We start from the raw sequence: 16355 nt of genomic DNA on the forward strand, positions 1-16355 counted from the left end.
CGCGCCGGTTCCTAGACTTCCGTGCAAGGCTGGCGCATCCGGCACCGCCTTCCACCCACTTGAATGAAGGACCGATCACCATGAAGAACGACCTCGACGAACTGCAACGAGTGGCGCAGGCCGCGGCCGCAAATGCATCGCGCGTCGATTTGTATGCGGGCATTCACAAGGGGCTGCGCGCGCTGATGGCAGACACGCTGCTGGCGGTGGGCCGCATGGACTGCGACGACGCGCTGGAACTGGCGCAGACCACGCAGCGCGTGATGGAACTGCTCGACTTCTGCCGTTCGCACCTGGCGCACGAGAACGAGTTCATCCATCCTGCACTGGAGGCGCGTGCGCCGGGCGCGAGCGGCGTCATCGCGCATGAGCATGAAGAGCACGAGCGTGACATCCGCTTGCTCGGGGAAATGGTCACGGCCCTTCTGCAATGCGCGCCGGAGGACCGGGCGCGGGCCGCGGCGACGCTCTACGGCCGGTTGTCGCTCTTTGTCTCGCACAACTACGAGCACATGTACATCGAGGAAACGGCGCACAACGCGGTGCTGTGGGCGCGCTACACGGACGCGGAGCTGATCGACATCCACAACGCCCTGCTGGCCTCGATTCCGCCGCATGAAATGATGTTCGCCGTGCGCTGGATGGTGCCGTGGATCAACCCGGCCCAGCGCGCCGCGATGCTGGGCGACATGCAGGCCCATGCGCCCGCGCCGGCCTTCGAGGCGGCGCTCGGATTGGTGCGACCGCATCTGCGCGAGCAGGAATGGACCACGCTGATGAAGAGCCTCGGCCTGCCGGTGGAACGCGGACCACTCGAAGGCTGTTGATCAGCCCATCTCGACCAGGTTCACGGCCCGCTCGACGCGCAACCGAAAGCGTCCCCACCCGGTCTTCTCGATGCGGATGTGGGGACTGTTCTCCACCAGCCGGCGCTGCAGCAGCACCAGGCGCGCCTCCAGGTTGTCGGCCACGTCGGGCAGGCCGATGCCCGGGTCGAGCCGCAGCTCGCGGTTGCTGAACTCGCTGCGGCCGTGGCCGGCGTGGTCGCGCAGCAGCTTCCACAGGATGGCGCCGGCCACGCCCTTGATCAGGTACTGCCCGTCGATGAACACGCTGTCGTTGACCCGGTAGTGCCGCAGCTCCAGCGCGGCTGCGCCGGGCGCTGGCTGCGCGCGCGGCGGCGCGGCGTCCTGCACGGAAGGCGTCTCGCCGGCCGGTTCCGCGGCGTTCTGCAGCAATTCCAGCGCGGCGCCCAGTTGCCCGGCAATGGCGACCATCGCGTCCTCGTCCTCGTAGCCGAAGCGCATGTCCAGCGGACTCTCGACGAAAAGCACGCCCAGCAGCCGGCCGGTCGAGACGATCGGCACGGCCAGCTGGCTGTGCGGCTCGGGCAGGCCGGGGTAGGGGATGTCGGTGTCGAGCGCCAGGCCCGGCTCCAGCAATTGCATGCTGCTGCGCACCGCGTGGCTGTAGCTCGCCGCGTTGGTCATGTGGCTGATGCGCACCGGCGTGCATTCGCGTGCCGCGACGCCGATCACGCCGTGGCCCATCTCGATCTCGGAGCCCACGCCGGAGGTCGCATAGCCCGCGCTGGCCACCGTGTAGAGCCGGTGCGCGTTGGCGTCCAGCATCAGCACCATCGCATGCTGCACGTCCATCTGGTCGTGCAGGGTGGTGAGCGTGGCCTGCAGCAGTTCGTCGGTGCCGCTGCAGCGCATCAGCCGCTCGGCCGAACGGCGCAGCGCACCCAGCAGGCCGATCGCCGGCGCCGGTGGCGCGGGCAACGGCGAGCCGTCCACGCATTCGATGGACAGCACCTCGTAGATGTCGGCGCCCAGCAGCTTGAAGACGCCCGCCATGCCGGAGTGCGAGGCAATGCCCGCCAGTTGCGCCTTCATGCTCTCGAAGGTCGGGCCGCTGGTTTCGGTGCGCAGGTACTGCAGGTGCAGCCGGTAGAAGGCGGCGGTGCGCGGATGCATCACCAGTGCCGCCGCGTGCGGGTTGGCCAGGATGTTCTGGCGCGTCTTGTTGAAGAACTGGAAGGACAGGGCGACGTGGCGATCGTCCACATAGCAGACCTGCGACAGGTAGGCGACATTGGGCGTGCCGTCCTGCGCGCAGGTCGCCATCATCGACGGCACCATGCCTTCGAGGCAGCCGCGGATCGCGGACAGCTCGATTGTGGCGTGGATCGTCATCGGTGCGCCGGCGTTCAGTTCGTCGCCGGCAATGCGCTGCCCGCGCGCGGGCCCGGCGTCTGGTCGAAGGCGGCGGCTGGCGAGAAGCTGATCGCCACCAGGTCTTCAAGCCGGCAGGCCAGCATGGCGTCGACCACGCTGGTCGGGTAGCCGATGGCGCTGATCTCGCGCTCCATCGCGAGCAGGTAGCGCCTCAGCAGGGCCGTGTCGCCCGCATCGGCGTTGCGAAGCTCGACCGCGCCTGCTTTCACCTGCAGGGTGCGGTGGCTGCCCGGGTCGCTGAACACCACTGCGATCTGCCCGGTGGACGCCACGTCAAGCAACAGTTGCCTGCCCTGGCTGCGCGCCAGGAACACGGTGATGCGCGTGCCGTCCATCGAGATGGAACTGCCCATGGCCCGCATCAGGCTCGGCCGCAAGGCCGCGTCGCGCGACGCGACCACGGTCGACACGCCGCGGTTCACCATCGCGATGAACTCGGCCGTGAGCAGCGCGCAGGGCGGGGCTGCAGCCATCAATCCCCGACGGCCTTCACCAGCATCACCGGAACGCTCGCGCCGTGCAGCACGGAATGAGAGACCGAGCCCACGAGCGCACTGCGCAGGTCGCTCGCGCCCGAGGTCTGCATGATGATCATGTCGCAGCCGAATCCTTCCGCCATGTCCACCAGCGTGTGGCCCGGGTCGCCCGTGCCGACCTCACTTTCGAATTCGAGGCCCGCGTGCCGCAGCAGCGCCTCGGCCGACGCCAGCAGGTGCGTGCCGGCGCTTGTGCTCACTTCTTCGAGCACCCCGATGTCGGGCGCCGACACCATCTCGTAGAGGTTGGCCGGCGCCTGCACGTTGGCCACCACGAAGCTTGCCTTCAGCCCTTCGTCCACGAGCCGGATCGCATGCCGCACCGCGGCCAGTGCCTCGTCGGAGCCGTCAATGGGCAGAAGAATCTTCATCATCGCTTTCCCCGGGAGCTGTGGATGCATGAGGATACGACGGCTGTCGTGCGGCGTCATCCATGAAGCGACGGTGGGCTGCGCGGTGATCGCTCGATGTGACGATAGAGTGGGCGCCATGCCCATCCCGCCATCGACTCGCCCCGTCGCGCCCTTGCCCACGCGCGACGGCGTCGGGCCCAGCGTGGTGGCGCTGCCGGAAGGCGACTGGCCGACGATGCTGGACTTTCTCGTGGAGCGCTTTCCGGCGATCGCGCGCAGTACGTGGCTGGAGCGCATCGCGGCGCTCACGGTGGTCGACGAGCGCGGCGAACCGGTCACGCCCACGCGGCGCTACCAGCCGCGCCTGCGCCTTTTCTACTACCGCTCGCTCGGCAGGGAGCCCGAACTGCCCGAGTACGAAACGGTGCTCCATCAAGACGCCGAGCTGGTCGTCGTGGACAAGCCGCATTTCATGCCTGTCACGCCCTCCGGACCGTACCTGCAGCAAAGCCTGCTGGTGCGCTTGAAACGGGCGCTCGGCATCGACGCACTGGTGCCGCTGCACCGCATCGACCGGGCGACTGCGGGCCTCGTGCTGTTCTCCGCCAACCCGGCCTCGCGCGGGCAGTACCAGCGGCTGTTCATCGATCGTGCGATGCACAAGGAATACGAGGCCATCGTGCATTGGCCGTCCGGCGCCACGGCGCCGGCTTCGTATGAGAGCCGGCTGTTGCCCGACGCCCATTTCATGCGCACGCAGGAGGCGCCTGGCGAGCCCAATTCGCAGACGCACATCGAGTTGCTCGAAGTGCGCGGGCAGCATGGGCGGCTGCGGCTGTCGCCCGTGACCGGCCGCAAGCACCAGTTGCGCGTGCATTGCAACGCGCTCGGCATGCCGATCGTCAACGACGAGATCTACCCGGTGCTCAAGCCCTTCGGCCCCGACGACCTGGCGCGGCCGATGCAATTGCTCGCGCGCAAGCTGGCCTTTGACGACCCGCTCACCGGCATGGCGAGGGAGTTCGTCAGTGCGCGTTCGTTGACGGGCTGGCCGGTGTCGCCCTGAACGCCAGGAAGTCGCGCAACGCCTGCCGGTCCAGCTGGTACTGGCCGTTGCAACGGTGCACCGCGAAGCCCAGGCGCTGGTTGATCGACAGGATCGGCGCATTCATCTCGGCGTTGGAGGTGATGATCATCTGCACCTCGAGATGGCGTGTGTGCACCAGCTCGAGCATGGCGGCCTTCATTGCCTTCGCCAGGCCCTTGCCGCGCCACGGTCTCGTGACGCCGGTGAGGGCCTGGAACAGCCGGTCCGGAAAGCGTGCGTCCCAATGGGCGTTGCACACCGCGGCCACCTCGTTCCTGCCGTCGACCAGCATGACGACGAAGTGCTCGCTGCCGATGCGGTCCATCTCCTCGTACCAGGTGATGTGGGCTTGCAGTTCGAAGCGCAGCGACGGGCCGGCGCCCTGGGGCATGTCGTCGACGATGGCCGTGAAGGGGCCCATCAGTTCGGCAAGCCGGTCCATCGGCACCCGGCCCGCGTGAATCTCCAGCGCAGGCCCAGCGCCGGCGCGTCCACGCCGGCCTTCCAGCGCGCCAGTTCGGCCCAGTCCAGCCCGGCCAGCGGCAGGCGGTTCTCGATCATCCGCAGCTTCTCGGTAGCGCCGAGGGCGCTGAGGAAGGCGTGGCCTGCGGGCAGGTCCGCGCTCGCGGTGGCTGTGTGCTTCCCGTGCGCTTCCATGAAATCCAGCAGCGGCCGCAGCAAGGCGGTGGCGACACCCTGCCGGCGATGCTCGTGCAGCACGCCGCCACCGGCGTCGAGGAAGGGCGCAAAGGTCTCGTAGTCGGGCGAGCCATTGCGGCGCGCGCCGATGAACAGGTTGCCAACCACCTCGCCGTCGATCAGCGCGACGTAGCGGCGCGATTCGATGAGCGGGGAGCGCTTGCGCACGGCAAGCTCGAAGTCCGCGTCGGCCAGCACAGGTTCATCCGGCGTGTCCTGGCTGGCGCGCAGCCTGCGGTAGCGGTGGTAGGCGGCCCATTCGGCGGGCGACGCGTTGTGGATGTCGAGGAAGCGGGTGTCGATCGTCCTGGCTGGGGTCATGTCGGATGGCAGGCGCACGCTTCACCGTGCGCGGCGGAGACGAGCTCGTTGAGGATCCCGCAGTCGGCGGCCTCGTGCGGCTCGGTGCAGCGGCTGCGCAATTGCGTGAGTTGCACCTCCAACGCCTGCAGGCTGGCGAGGCGGGCGCGCACGCGGCCGATCTGGTCGTCGATGAGGCGGTTGATGTCGCCGCAGTCGCCGCCGGGTGCGGCGCTGAAGGCCAGCAGCCGGGCCACGTCGGCCAAGGGAATGTCGAGCGCCCGGCAATGCCGCACGAAGGACAGGCCTTCCAGGTGCTCCGGCCCGTAGGCGCGGTAGCCGTTGGGTTCGCGCGCGGGCGCGGGCAACAGGCCCGTCTTCTCGTAGTAGCGGATGGTGTCGCTGTCGACGCCGGTCGCCCGGCTGAGTTCGCTGATTTTCATGGCCGTGGCTCCGTGCTGGTGCGTTCTCCGCATGCTACGCGCTTGACCTTGGAGCGGCTCCAAGGTGTGAAATGCCCGCTCCAGTCGATGTGGCATTGCCATCCCGGCTCGAGCTCAGAAAGCGAACATGGCAAATCATTCACACACACACGGCGCACACACAGGCGCTTGCTGCGCACCCGAACCAGAGGCGTTGACCCCGGCTGCCGCGCTGGTCGCCGCGCCCGGCACCTATCGCATCGCAACGATGGATTGCAGCATCGAGGAATCGGAGATCCGCCGTGTCGTCGAACCGATCGCGGGCATCCGCGGGCTGCATTTCCAGTTGGCCCGGCGGCTGCTGCGCATCGACGGCAGCGATGAGGCGCTGCCTCTTGCGCTGGCCGCGATCCGCAAGGCGGGCTTCGCGCCGGTGCCGGTCGGCGCGGGTCCGTTGCCGGGTGCCTCGGTGGAGGGGCACGGTCATGCGGATGACCACGATCACGCGCAGCACGCTGCATCCGGCACGTCGATCCACGCCCGCCTCGGCGCCGCGCTCGCCCTCGCACTGCTGGCCGAGTGCGTCCACTACTTCGCCCCCGACACGACGGCTTGGCGCGTCGCCGGCATGGGCGTCGCGGCGGTGGCGATCTGGCTCGCCGGCATCGAAACCTACACCAAGGGCTTGCTGGCCCTGCGGCATGCCCGCCTCAACATCAACGCCCTGATGTCGGTGGCCGTAACCGGCGCCTTCGTGATCGGCCAGTGGCCGGAGGCGGCGATGGTGATGGCGCTCTACGCCATCGCGGAACTGATCGAGGCTCGCGCCGTCGACAAGGCCCGGCAGGCGATCCAGGGCCTGGTCGCGCTTGCGCCGGACGATGCCGAGGTCATGCAGGACGGCGCATGGCAGCGCGTGAAGTCCGCCGCCATCGAGGTCGGCGCGATCGCCCGCGTCAAGCCGGGCGAGCGCGTGGCGCTCGATGGCACGGTCACCAAGGGCTACGGCAGCGTCGACCAGGCGCCGGTCACGGGCGAGAGCATGCCCGTCGACAAGGGGCCGGGGCTGCCGCTCTTCGCGGGCACCATCAACTTCGATGGTGAACTGGAGTACCGCGTGACGACCGCGGCCAGCGACACCACGCTGGCCCGCATCATCCACGCCGTCGAAGAGGCGCAAGGCACGCGGGCGCCGACGCAGCGTTTCGTCGACCGCTTTGCGGCCATCTATACGCCGGCCGTCTTCGCGATGGCGTTGGCGGTGGCGGTGCTGCCGCCGCTGCTGCTCGACTGGGCGTGGCTCGACGCCATCTACAAGGCGCTGGTGCTGCTAGTCATCGCCTGCCCGTGCGCGCTGGTCATCTCGACGCCGGTCAGCGTGGTCAGCGGGCTGGCATCGGCGGCCCGGCGCGGCATCCTCATCAAGGGCGGCACCTACCTGGAGACGGCGCGGCTGATCAAGGCGGTGGCGCTGGACAAGACCGGCACGCTGACCGAAGGCAAGCCCCGGCTCGTCGAAGCACGGGCCATCGATGGCGCGCAGGAGGCGCGCGCATGGCTGCTGGCCCGCAGCCTGGCCGTGCGTTCCGACCATCCGGTCTCGCGCGCGATCGCGGCGGGGCTGGACGCGGTGCCGGTCGAGGTCGATTCGTTCAAGGCGCTCGTGGGTCGGGGCGTCGAGGGATGGGTCGGCGGCCGACGGCTGGTGCTGGGCAACCACCGGCTCATCAAGGAACGCCAGCAAAGCACTAGCACGCTCGATGCCGAACTCGAAGCCCACGAGGCCCTGGGCCGCACCGTCACGCTGCTGGCCGACGAGGACGGCGTGCTGGCGCTGTTCGCTGTGGCCGACACGCTCAAGCCGGGCTCGGTGCACGCCGTGGCGCAACTGGCGCGCATGGGTGTCGCGGCCGTCATGCTCACCGGAGACAACCCCGCCACCGCGCAGGCCGTTGCCCGCGAGGCCGGCATCGCGGACGCACGCGGCGGCCTGTTGCCGCAGGACAAGCTGGCCGCAATCAGCGAGATGCAGAAGCGCTACGGCCCCACCGCCATGACCGGTGACGGCATCAACGACGCGCCCGCGCTCGCGCAGGCCGACATCGGTTTCGCAATGGGCGCCGCCGGCAGCGACATTGCCGTGGAAACCGCCGACGTGGTCATCATGAACGACAACCTCGGCCGCATCGCCGACACCATCGCTCTCTCGCGCCGCACGCACGCCATCCTGTGGCAGAACATCGCCATCGCGCTGGCGATCAAGGCGGTGTTCTTCGTGCTCGCGGTGATGGGCAGTGCAACGATGTGGATGGCCGTGTTCGCCGACATGGGCGCGAGCCTGCTGGTGGTGGGCAACGGCCTGCGCCTGATGCGGAAGTAAGGCCTGTCCCCGAATGCGCCTGCGCTGCTTCGGGTTTGATCAACGGGTCCAAAGCACATTTTTTGCTACGAAAGTAATAGCATGAAATGGCGTTGCGATCGGCGATCAAGGGGTTATGGCAAGAAGCTCCTGGAGACGAATTGAATTTCTGATTGTCTGGGTGACAATCCGTTTTATTCGTTTCAGGGAGCCACGTGAAAACCATGTCTCGTGTCGTCAGCCGCCCGGTTGCCGGGTTCGCATTCGCCTATTTGCTGCTGGTCTACCGCACGTCGTCCGCCGACGCTCAGCTCGTGGCCAGCGAAGACAGCAGGCGTCTGCCGCCTGCCCAGGTGCTGATTCTTCGGGACGACGCTGGCAACGACGAGATCCATGTGCCAGTGGACCGGCGCGACGGTGCGCAGCACATGCGTCCGCCGATGCCGGGACAAGAGCCAATGCCCGGCCCGTCAGGGCAGGTCTTCAGCGCTGCGGAGTTGGGCCGAAGCCTCGATGTCAATGGCAAGGTGGTGATCGGTGGCGTCATGTTCAACGACCGGGACCACCTCGACCCCTCCAGCAAGCCTGCGCTCGATCAGATCGGCAAGCTCATGAAACTGCGGCCCGGTCTCCGGCTGCATGTCGTGGGGCACACGGACAACATCGGGGCCTTGGCCGGCAACCGCGAGATCAGCAAGCGGCAAGCGCACGCGATCTGCGTCGCATTGGTGGTGGATTACGGAATCGAGCGCAACCGCTTGACGGCCAACGGAATGGGCAGCCTCTCACCGATGGTGTCGAACCAGAGCAGCAGAGGCCGTGCAAGAAACCAGCGCGTCGAACTGGTCGCCCAGTAGCGGCGATCAAGCCCGGCTTCTACGAGATGGGTGTCAGGCAGGGAGCGTAGGCCGCGGCACCTGGAGACGTTTCAGCCATTGGCTGGCCAAAGCCGGGCCGGCTGCCATCGTGGCGCCGAGAAGCAGGCCGGCTGCAACGTCCAGGGGGAAATGAACGCCAACATAGACGCGTGCCCAGCCCGTCAGAAGTGCCAGCGCGGCCAGGATTGCGCCAAACACGCGCAATTGCGGTCGGTACAGGAAGCACAGCGCCACGGTGAACATCACACTCGCGTGGGTGCTGGGCAGCGAGCCGCGGCCGCCGTGGGCGATCCAGGGCGGGCTCAGCCCGATCATGAACGGCCTCGGGTGCTTCAGCGTGGCTGCGATCTCATGGGCCAGCATGCCCGCGCACACGGCCATCAGGCACGCCGCAAGGATGTAGGGACGGTCTGCGGGGCGCCGCCAAGCCGCGAAGGCAACCGCGCCCGCCATCATCCAGGACGTGCCGACAGCCAATTGCGTGGCCAGCCAAAGCAGGGCGGCGTTGGGCGAGAAGCCGGCGCCGATCCACTGGAAGAGTTGGTGATTGAGGAGGTTCATTGGGCGGGACACCTCGCTGCCGCAGGGGCAGGACGCAGCCCAGGAGGTCTGACGGATTGCAAGCTGGCAGGCTATCGCTTGCGCGTGACTGCAGCATGAACCATACGTTCAGGAATCGATCAGGTAGCGCTCGCGAATGTCAAAGCGGCAAATACACCGGCGCAGTCTAGCGGAGCTGTCGCAATGCGGATCGCGGATCGCGGCGGTGTATGCGCCAGGCGCGCTGCCGTGCTACACGGATCCGGCCGACGGCGCCGGCCACGCACTGCCCGACGCGTGGGCGCCCGGCGGCAACGGCAACGATGGAAGTGCTGCGCCGCTGCGGTAGACGTCGGGCGTCTGGCCGGTCCAGCGCTTGAAGGAGCGGAAGAAGGAGTTGGGATCGACGAATCCCAGCAAGTAGGCGATCTCGGTCAGGCTGGCGCGGCCGGCTGCCAGGTGGTGCCGCGCCATCTCCAGCCGCACCTCGTCCAGCAAGGCTGTGAACTGTGCGCCCTCCCGCGCCAGCCGCCGCTGCAGCGTGCGCTCGCTGACGCACAGCCTGCTGGCCACCTGCTCGATGGTGGGTAGCTCGCCGCGCAACATCTCGCGCAGCGCGTCGCGCACGGCCTTCGTCATGCTGCGAGGCATGCGCCAGGCAAGCAGGTCGCGTTCGGCCGCATCGTCGAACAAGGCCGTGACCTGCGGATTGGCGCCGACCAGCGGCAGATCGAGATCGGCGCGGCGGAACACGATGGCATCGTGCGGTTGCTCGAACAGGGCAGGGCAGGAGAACACTTCGGCATACCGGGCATGGTAGGGAGGGTGCTCGCCGCGCAAGGCGAGGCGCAGCGGCGTGATCGGCTGTCCGGTGAAGAGACGCCCGAAGCTGAGGAGCGCACCCATCTGGATGTCCATGCGACAACGGCTGTAGCTTCGCTGCGGCCCGGCGCAGTGCATGCGCACCTCGATCTCCCGCGCGTCCTGCACGAGTTCCACGTTGCAGGCCGATGCGAGCGCCGTGTAGCGGACGATGCGCGCCAGCGCTGCACCGAAATTCGGGCAGGTCATGACCGAGAAGCCGACCACGCCGAAGAGCTCGGGCCGCATCTGCATTCCGATGGCCAGGCCAGCGGCAGGATCGCCGAGGGATTCGTAAGCGGCGGTAAAGAAGCGGTCGGCCTGTTCTTCGCCCAGTGACTTCTTCAGGTCCTCGACGGTGAGGTGGGCGCTTGCCGCAGCTTCGGCGAGATCGATGCCGGCTTTTTGCAGGCCATGGAGGATGTTCAACGGCAGAGGAGCGCAGGACGCCACGACGACAGGCCTTGATCGAATAATCCGGCCGCGAACCTCATTCACGCTTGGCGCGAAAAGCGAGTGGATTGGCGGCTGCGGACAGTCTTGCTCCCCGTGGAAAGCTTAATCTGTGTCTGCATATAAACACAAGTATTACTTTCTGTATGACTCAAGGGCGATGTCATCGAGGTCGACCCGCGCGCGAGGCCGGCGCGCCCGCATGCCGGGCCCGTGACGCCTGCGCGGGAGGCCCATGCCGCGCATCCTGATCGTCGAGGACAACGACGCGGAACGTGACGCGCTCTCGCGCCGGCTGGTGCGGCAGGGCTTCGAGATCGCCGTGGCCGGCGACGGCGCGGTGGCCATCGAGCGGGCGCGCATGGAGTCGCCCGACCTCATCCTGATGGACTGCAGCCTGCCGGTGATCGATGGCTGGGAGGCCGCGCGCCGGCTGAAGGCGGACCCGGGAACGCTGTCGATCCCGATCATCGCGTTGACCACCCAGGGCGTGCCCGAGGAGAGCGAACGTGCGCTCGACGCGGGCTGCAATGACGTCGACACCAAGCCCATCGACGTCCCCGGGCTGATCGTCAAGATCAATCGCGCGCTGGGTCTGCCGGATCGGATGCGGACGCCGTCACCCCGGGGGGATTGACACCCACTCCCGTGGCGCCAGCGGCGCCACCCTCGAAGGGGGCGCACCCGGCGGCCCGGCAGATCCGGGTCCGGAGGTGCTCCCGAACGGATTCGCCTTGCCCAGCCTCCGCTGGCGTGGCAGGCACTCGCGAATTGGCGGTGAGAGGCCGCTAGTCCTTCTGGTCCGCCGCCCTCAGCGAGGCGTCGGACGCCGAGTGCGCCACGTACACGTGCGCGCGGCCCAGCGCTACGGGTTCCTCCGCACTGCGTTGCCAGCAGCGGATGCCGACGGCGGCGATGCGCCGGCCGACGCGGTGCATCTCGCATTGCGCATAGAGGTCCGCCGCGCCCGCGGAACTGAGGTAGTCGAGCGAGAAATCGACCAGCTTGGGCGGCATCAGGTTGCCCAGCGCGGCGCTGGTGGCCGTCAGGGCAGCGGCCTGCATGAACGTGGCCAGCACGCCGCCGTGGATCGCGGGCAGGGATGCGTTGCCGATCCACCGTGCATCGAAGGGCATGTGGAACGTCAACTCCCCGCCTGGCGCGCCCGGCGCCAGACGGATGCCGAGATAACGGCAATAGGGCGCGGCCCCCAGTGCCGCAGCCGTCCTGTCGCGCAGGGTTTGCGCGCCGACTTCGCCGGGATCGAGCTCCTTCGTCATGCGCGGCTCCCACGCGGCGTGCTCGACGAGAGCATGAAGGTGCCCATCACGACGGCCACGAGCTTCGACGCAGGTCCGGCGATGACTTCGCATCGGGTGAAGGCCACTGTGCGGGTCATGCGGTAGCACTCGGCTTGCGCGCACAGTTCGGCATCCATCGTGGCCGGTGCGAGGTGGTCGATGCGCATGTCGAGCGTGGCAATGGGAACGACGCGCTCCAGCGCCCGCATCACCGCCAGCCCGCAGGCCGAGTCGGCCAGGCTGAACAGCACGCCAGGAAAGAAGAACGCGCCGCCGTTGTCGCCCGACAAGTGGGGCCGTGGCGCGAGGCGCACCCGCGTCTTGCCGTCCGCGCCCGCGTCCTCGACTTGCATGCCGATGTCGAGGCCATGCGGTATGCGGCGGGCAAATAGCTCGCCAAATTCGCGGGCCTTGGCGTCTGCGCTGCTTGTCTCTTGCGATGTCATGTTTCCTGGGGGCTGTTGAAGGCTTCGCTGATGATGTCATGCAACCGGAGCAGGGCCTGTCGCCACTTTTGCAAGGAAGCATCGGGGTGGCCGCGTGAACGCAGGCGTCAGGCTTGCCCCGGCGTGGCGCGTCCGCGCGTCGTCGCGATCCAGATGCCGAGGGGACGGCGAAGAGGCCCGCGACGAGGTTCCAGCCGATCGGTTCGCGCAGCAACCATGCGCCGACCAGCGCGGCCATGATGGGGTTGACCGTGATCGACACGGCCACGCGCGTGGGCGTGGTGCGTTCCAGCGCATAGGCCCAGAGGATGAAGACGACGGCGCCGCCAAAGACGCCGAGGTAGAGCAAGGCCCACCACTGCGCCGCGCCAAGCTTCGCCACCGAGGCAAAGCCGCCGCGCCAGGCCGAGATGGCGCTGAGGCACAGCGCACCCACGCCCATGGCGAAGGCGGTGAATGCGACTGGCCCGGAGCGTGCCATCAGCGGCCTCGCGCTCACGCTGTAGAGCGCCATGCAGAGCGCTGCGGCCACCATCAGCAGGTCGCCGCGCCAGGCGCCCGCCGGCGCGTTGGCAAGACCTGCCAGCAGCGCCAGCGCAACGCCGCTCATGGCGATCAACACCCCCGCGGACTTGCGCCGCGTGAGCCGTTCGACGCCGAACAGCGCCGCGATCAGCATGGTCAGCAGCGGCAGCGTCGACAGCGCCAGCGCGCCGCGTGCAGCCGTGGTGTGGATCAGCGAGGCATTGAACAGCACCGGAAAGAGCGCGAAGAACAACAGGCCCAGCGCGGCGACCGCGGGCCAGTCGCGCGCACCGGGCCAACGCTCGCGCCGCAGCAGCGCCACCGGCAGCAGCAGCGCGACGCCGATTCCGAAGCGAAAGGCGCCCAGCGTGAGCGGATCGGTCAGCCCGATCAGGTAGCGCGTGGCGCCGATCGCCGTGCCGCCGAGGCCGCTCGACAGCATGGCCGCGAGCACGCCTGCGAGCTCACCCACGACGGGCGGCCTGCAGATGCATCTTCACTCCCTCGGCTTCACGAACACCAGGTCCCAGACGCCGTGGCCGAGCTTGAGCCCGCGGTTCTCGAACTTGGTCAGCGGCCGGTAGTCGGGCTTGGGTGCGTAGTCGTTCGCGGTGTTGCGCAGCAGCGGTTCGGCGCCGAGCACTTCGAGCATCTGTTCGGCATAGGGCTGCCAGTCGGTGGCGCAATGCAGGTAGCCGCCGGGCGCCAGGTGTTCGGCCAGCTTGTGCACGAAGGGCGTCTGCAGCAGGCGGCGCTTGTTGTGGCGCTTCTTGTGCCACGGGTCCGGGAAGAACACATGCACGCCGGCGAGCGTGCCGGGCCGGATCATGTGGTCGAGCACCTCGACCGCGTCATGGGCCACGATGCGGATGTTGCCGATGCCCTGTTCGCCGCAGCGCTTGAGCAGCTTGCCGACGCCGGGTTCATGCACTTCGCAGGCCAGGAAGTTCGTTCCGGGCAGCACCGTGGCGATGTGCGCCGTTGCCTCGCCCATGCCGAAGCCGATCTCCAGCACCGTGGGCGCATGCCGGCCGAAGGCGGCGTCGAAGTCGAGTGGCGCCTGCTGGTAGGGCAGGAGGAACTGCGGCCCGAAGTCCTCGTAGGCCTTGGCCTGGCCTTCGGTGGTGCGGCCGCCGCGTTTGACGAAGCTCTTGAGTCGGCGGTGCAGGGGATGCGGCTTGTCGTCTTGGCCCGGAGGGGTGGCGGGCGGGAGGTCGTGGGGGGTGGAAGGGGCTTGGCTCACGGGGCCGGATTGTAGAGATCGCGCCATGCGGGCACCCATGCGGCTAGCGCCTCGGGGAGGGTGGCCGCGCTGCCGGCGGGGAGGCCGAGCGCGACGGCGGCGGCCTTGAGAGCCGTCAGTGCGGCAGCGGGTGTGCCGGTATCCAGCGGCTGTGCGCCGTTCTGCTTGGAGAGCTTCTGGCCGTCCGCCGCGAGCACCAGCGGCGTGTGCAGGTAGCTGGGCGTCGGCAGGCCGAGCGCGCGTTGCAGCAGGATCTGGCGGGCCGTGTTGTCGGCCAGGTCTTCGCCGCGCACGACGTCGGTGATGCCCTGCGCCGCATCGTCGACGACGACCGCGAGCTGGTAGGCCCAGGGGCCGTCGGCACGCTTGAGGATGAAGTCGCCGACCTCCGCGCCAACGTCCTGGTGCTGCGCGCCGAGCCGGCGGTCGACCCATTGAACATCGCCGGGCGGCACGCGGAAGCGCCACGCGCGTGCGGGCTTGCCACGCAATCCGTCCCTGCAGGTGCCGGGGTAGACGCGCTCGCCGTGTCGGTGGTGCACGAGGCCCAGCCGCGTCAGCGCATGCTCGATGTCCTTGCGCGAGCAGGCGCAGGGATAGGCCCGGTCCAGCGATTGCAAAGTGTCCAGCGCCTGCTGGTAGAGCGCGACGCGCTGCGTCTGCCACCCCGGGGGTTCATCCGGCGCCAGTCCGCAGGCCGCGAGTTGCTGCAGGATGACGTCGCCCATGCCGGGCAGGCAGCGTTCGGTGTCGGCATCTTCGATCCGCACCAGCCATTCCGCCTGCGGTCCGCGTGCGCGCACGTCGAGCCAGCTTGCCAGCGCAGCGACCAGCGAGCCTGCGTGCAGCGGGCCGGTGGGCGATGGGGCGAATCGACCGGAAGGAATCGCGGGCATTGCCGGAGTCTGTGGGCACCCAGTCCGCGAACAGCGTGAAACGGGCCTTGCCGGGCGATTGGCGTTCCCTTGGGGGGAAGGCGCACGCCGTGCGCGGAGCCTGGGCGTGAGCCTTAGATCACATCCAGCGCAAGCGAGAGGCCCGACAGGAATCCGTCCTCGACCCGATGCCCGGTGCACCAGTCGCCGGCCAGCCCGATCTGCGCCTCGGCATCCCAGAAGTGGGACGCGCCCGCCGGCGCCAGCGTCTGCGCCTCGGGCCAGCAGCGGGCCTGCGAATAGCTCGGCGTGGCCAGGATGCCGGTGATTTCCGAGAAGGCGCGCAGCAGCTTGGCTTCGACGCGCTGGGCATCGTCGCGGATGTGTTCCTGCGACCAGGCGGGGCTGGCCTGCAGCGTCCAGCGCTCGATCGGGTCGCGGCCGGGCTTGGACGATTCGCGCGCCAGCCAGGCCACGCGGTGGTGGTTGCTGCGCGCGGCGTTCCATTGCGGGCCGAGGTGCGACATGGTCGGCTGGTTGGCCTGCGGGAACGCGATCATCAGCGTCCAGCAGGGCGCGATGCGCACATGCTCGATCTTCTTGCCGAGCGTGTCCGGCACCTTGCTGTTGGCGAGCAGCGTGCGCGCGAGGCCTGCCGGCACGGTGACGAGGACGCTGTCGAAATCAGAGTACACATGGGAGCTGTCGCCCGCGCCAGTGGTGCGCAGCTGCCAGCGTGCGGGATTGAGCGCATCGCGTTCGATGCCGGTCACTTCGGTATCGGTCACCAGCGCGTCGTCGAGCGGTCGCGCCCACGTGGCGACCAGGGCGTCCATCCCCGGTTGTGCGACCCAATGCGGCTCCAGCGAGGGCAATGCGGCCTCGGCCACGCGGCCATGCGCATCGAGCACGCGGATGAGGTTGGCGCTCCACGGCTTGCACAGCGGATGCACGGTCTGCAGCGCCAGCGCGAAGCGGTCATCGCGGATGGTGAAGTACTGCGCGCCGCTGTCGAAGCGGCCGAACTGCGTCGCCTCGCTGGCCATGCGGCCGCCCGCGCCGGAATTGCGCTCGAACACCGTCACGCGGTGGCCGGCCTGCACCAGCGTGCGGGCTGCGGTGATGCCCGCGATGCCCGCACCAACGATGGCGAAATGCCTGGCGGCGGTGGGTCGATGGCGGTCGGCGGGAGGGCGTACTTTCATGAGAAGTCTCTTTCTTTGACGACGTGTTCGGG

At 68.5% G+C, this 16355-nt stretch carries 18 protein-coding genes and 1 pseudogene; 5 read left to right on the forward strand and 14 right to left on the reverse strand.

What is annotated here, in order from left to right; translation table 11 throughout:
* Window positions 1-80 precede the first annotated feature (80 nt).
* Window positions 81-827: a hemerythrin domain-containing protein gene (locus tag HB681_RS06930; RefSeq protein ID WP_213954061.1), complete on the forward strand. Its 747-nt coding sequence runs from the start codon at window positions 81-83 to the stop codon at window positions 825-827.
* On the opposite strand, the gene HB681_RS06935 is transcribed toward HB681_RS06930, so the two are convergent.
* Genes HB681_RS06935 through HB681_RS06945 form a run of 3 tightly spaced genes read right to left on the reverse strand, consistent with a single transcriptional unit; the run spans window position 828 to window position 3150 of the window.
* Window positions 828-2198 carry a GAF domain-containing protein gene (locus HB681_RS06935; protein WP_213954062.1) on the reverse strand — a complete coding sequence of 457 codons (1371 nt, stop codon included), beginning with the start codon at window positions 2196-2198 and terminating at the stop codon, window positions 828-830.
* A 14-nt stretch (window positions 2199-2212) separates the two neighbouring features.
* On the reverse strand, window positions 2213-2713 hold the full coding sequence (locus tag HB681_RS06940; RefSeq protein ID WP_213954063.1) for a hypothetical protein: 501 nt from the start codon (window positions 2711-2713) through the stop codon (window positions 2213-2215).
* Window positions 2713-3150 (reverse strand): universal stress protein, encoded by a 438-nt coding sequence (locus tag HB681_RS06945; protein WP_213954064.1) that lies wholly within the window; start codon window positions 3148-3150, stop codon window positions 2713-2715. Before HB681_RS06945 ends, HB681_RS06940 begins: the two co-directional genes overlap by 1 nt.
* A 115-nt stretch (window positions 3151-3265) precedes the next feature.
* On the opposite strand from HB681_RS06945, the gene HB681_RS06950 reads away from it, so the two are divergent.
* Window positions 3266-4195: a pseudouridine synthase gene (locus HB681_RS06950; protein ID WP_213954065.1), complete on the forward strand. Its 930-nt coding sequence runs from the start codon at window positions 3266-3268 to the stop codon at window positions 4193-4195.
* Here HB681_RS06950 and HB681_RS06955 read toward each other — a convergent pair.
* From HB681_RS06955 to HB681_RS06965, 3 genes are read right to left on the reverse strand one after another with little or no spacing between them, the layout of a single operon-like run.
* Window positions 4155-4658 carry a hypothetical protein gene (locus tag HB681_RS06955; protein WP_213954066.1) on the reverse strand — a complete coding sequence of 168 codons (504 nt, stop codon included), beginning with the start codon at window positions 4656-4658 and terminating at the stop codon, window positions 4155-4157. The two genes, HB681_RS06950 and HB681_RS06955, sit on opposite strands and share 41 nt — an antisense overlap.
* Window positions 4637-5236: a GNAT family N-acetyltransferase gene (locus HB681_RS06960; RefSeq protein WP_213954067.1), complete on the reverse strand. Its 600-nt coding sequence runs from the start codon at window positions 5234-5236 to the stop codon at window positions 4637-4639. The genes HB681_RS06955 and HB681_RS06960 overlap by 22 nt, the downstream gene beginning before the upstream one ends.
* Window positions 5233-5658 carry a Cd(II)/Pb(II)-responsive transcriptional regulator gene (locus HB681_RS06965; protein WP_213954068.1) on the reverse strand — a complete coding sequence of 142 codons (426 nt, stop codon included), beginning with the start codon at window positions 5656-5658 and terminating at the stop codon, window positions 5233-5235. The genes HB681_RS06960 and HB681_RS06965 overlap by 4 nt, the downstream gene beginning before the upstream one ends.
* Before the next feature lie 247 nt (window positions 5659-5905).
* Here HB681_RS06965 and HB681_RS06970 point away from each other — a divergent pair, with 247 nt between their 5' ends.
* Window positions 5906-8017, forward strand: coding sequence for a heavy metal translocating P-type ATPase (locus tag HB681_RS06970; RefSeq protein ID WP_213954313.1), 2112 nt, complete (start codon window positions 5906-5908; stop codon window positions 8015-8017).
* A gap of 203 nt (window positions 8018-8220) precedes the next feature.
* Complete coding sequence (locus tag HB681_RS06975; protein ID WP_256354355.1) at window positions 8221-8853, forward strand: OmpA family protein; 633 nt, start codon at window positions 8221-8223, stop codon at window positions 8851-8853.
* 33 nt (window positions 8854-8886) lie between these two features.
* Here HB681_RS06975 and HB681_RS06980 read toward each other — a convergent pair whose 3' ends face one another.
* Both HB681_RS06980 and HB681_RS06985 read right to left on the reverse strand, forming a co-directional pair.
* Window positions 8887-9435 carry a phosphatase PAP2 family protein gene (locus tag HB681_RS06980; RefSeq protein ID WP_213954070.1) on the reverse strand — a complete coding sequence of 183 codons (549 nt, stop codon included), beginning with the start codon at window positions 9433-9435 and terminating at the stop codon, window positions 8887-8889.
* A 231-nt stretch (window positions 9436-9666) separates the two neighbouring features.
* Entirely contained in the window at window positions 9667-10704 is a 1038-nt protein-coding gene (locus HB681_RS06985; protein WP_213954071.1) for an AraC family transcriptional regulator, read from the reverse strand.
* A 259-nt stretch (window positions 10705-10963) separates the two neighbouring features.
* Between HB681_RS06985 and HB681_RS06990 the strand changes: the two genes are divergently transcribed.
* Window positions 10964-11365: a response regulator gene (locus HB681_RS06990; protein ID WP_213954072.1), complete on the forward strand. Its 402-nt coding sequence runs from the start codon at window positions 10964-10966 to the stop codon at window positions 11363-11365.
* 151 nt (window positions 11366-11516) lie between these two features.
* Here HB681_RS06990 and HB681_RS37960 read toward each other — a convergent pair whose 3' ends face one another.
* From HB681_RS37960 to HB681_RS07010, 6 genes and pseudogenes are all read right to left on the reverse strand, one after another.
* Window positions 11517-12008: a PaaI family thioesterase gene (locus HB681_RS37960; protein WP_256734857.1), complete on the reverse strand. Its 492-nt coding sequence runs from the start codon at window positions 12006-12008 to the stop codon at window positions 11517-11519.
* A complete protein-coding gene (locus HB681_RS37965) occupies window positions 12005-12475 on the reverse strand; it encodes a PaaI family thioesterase (protein WP_218510663.1) in 471 nt (156 codons plus the stop codon). Before HB681_RS37965 ends, HB681_RS37960 begins: the two co-directional genes overlap by 4 nt.
* A gap of 226 nt (window positions 12476-12701) precedes the next feature.
* Window positions 12702-13442 (reverse strand): annotated as a pseudogene (locus tag HB681_RS37970) (DMT family transporter); the annotation flags it as partial.
* A gap of 54 nt (window positions 13443-13496) precedes the next feature.
* On the reverse strand, window positions 13497-14282 hold the full coding sequence (gene trmB, locus HB681_RS07000) for a tRNA (guanosine(46)-N7)-methyltransferase TrmB (RefSeq protein ID WP_213954074.1): 786 nt from the start codon (window positions 14280-14282) through the stop codon (window positions 13497-13499).
* Window positions 14240-15139 carry a tRNA glutamyl-Q(34) synthetase GluQRS gene (gene gluQRS / locus HB681_RS07005; protein WP_213954075.1) on the reverse strand — a complete coding sequence of 300 codons (900 nt, stop codon included), beginning with the start codon at window positions 15137-15139 and terminating at the stop codon, window positions 14240-14242. Before gluQRS ends, trmB begins: the two co-directional genes overlap by 43 nt.
* Window positions 15140-15252: 113 nt before the next feature.
* A complete protein-coding gene (locus HB681_RS07010) occupies window positions 15253-16323 on the reverse strand; it encodes an FAD-dependent oxidoreductase (protein ID WP_213954076.1) in 1071 nt (356 codons plus the stop codon).
* Between the last annotated feature and the right edge of the window lie 32 nt (window positions 16324-16355).

Source organism: Variovorax sp. dw_954 (assembly GCF_018449755.1).
GTDB lineage: Bacteria > Pseudomonadota > Gammaproteobacteria > Burkholderiales > Burkholderiaceae_C > Variovorax.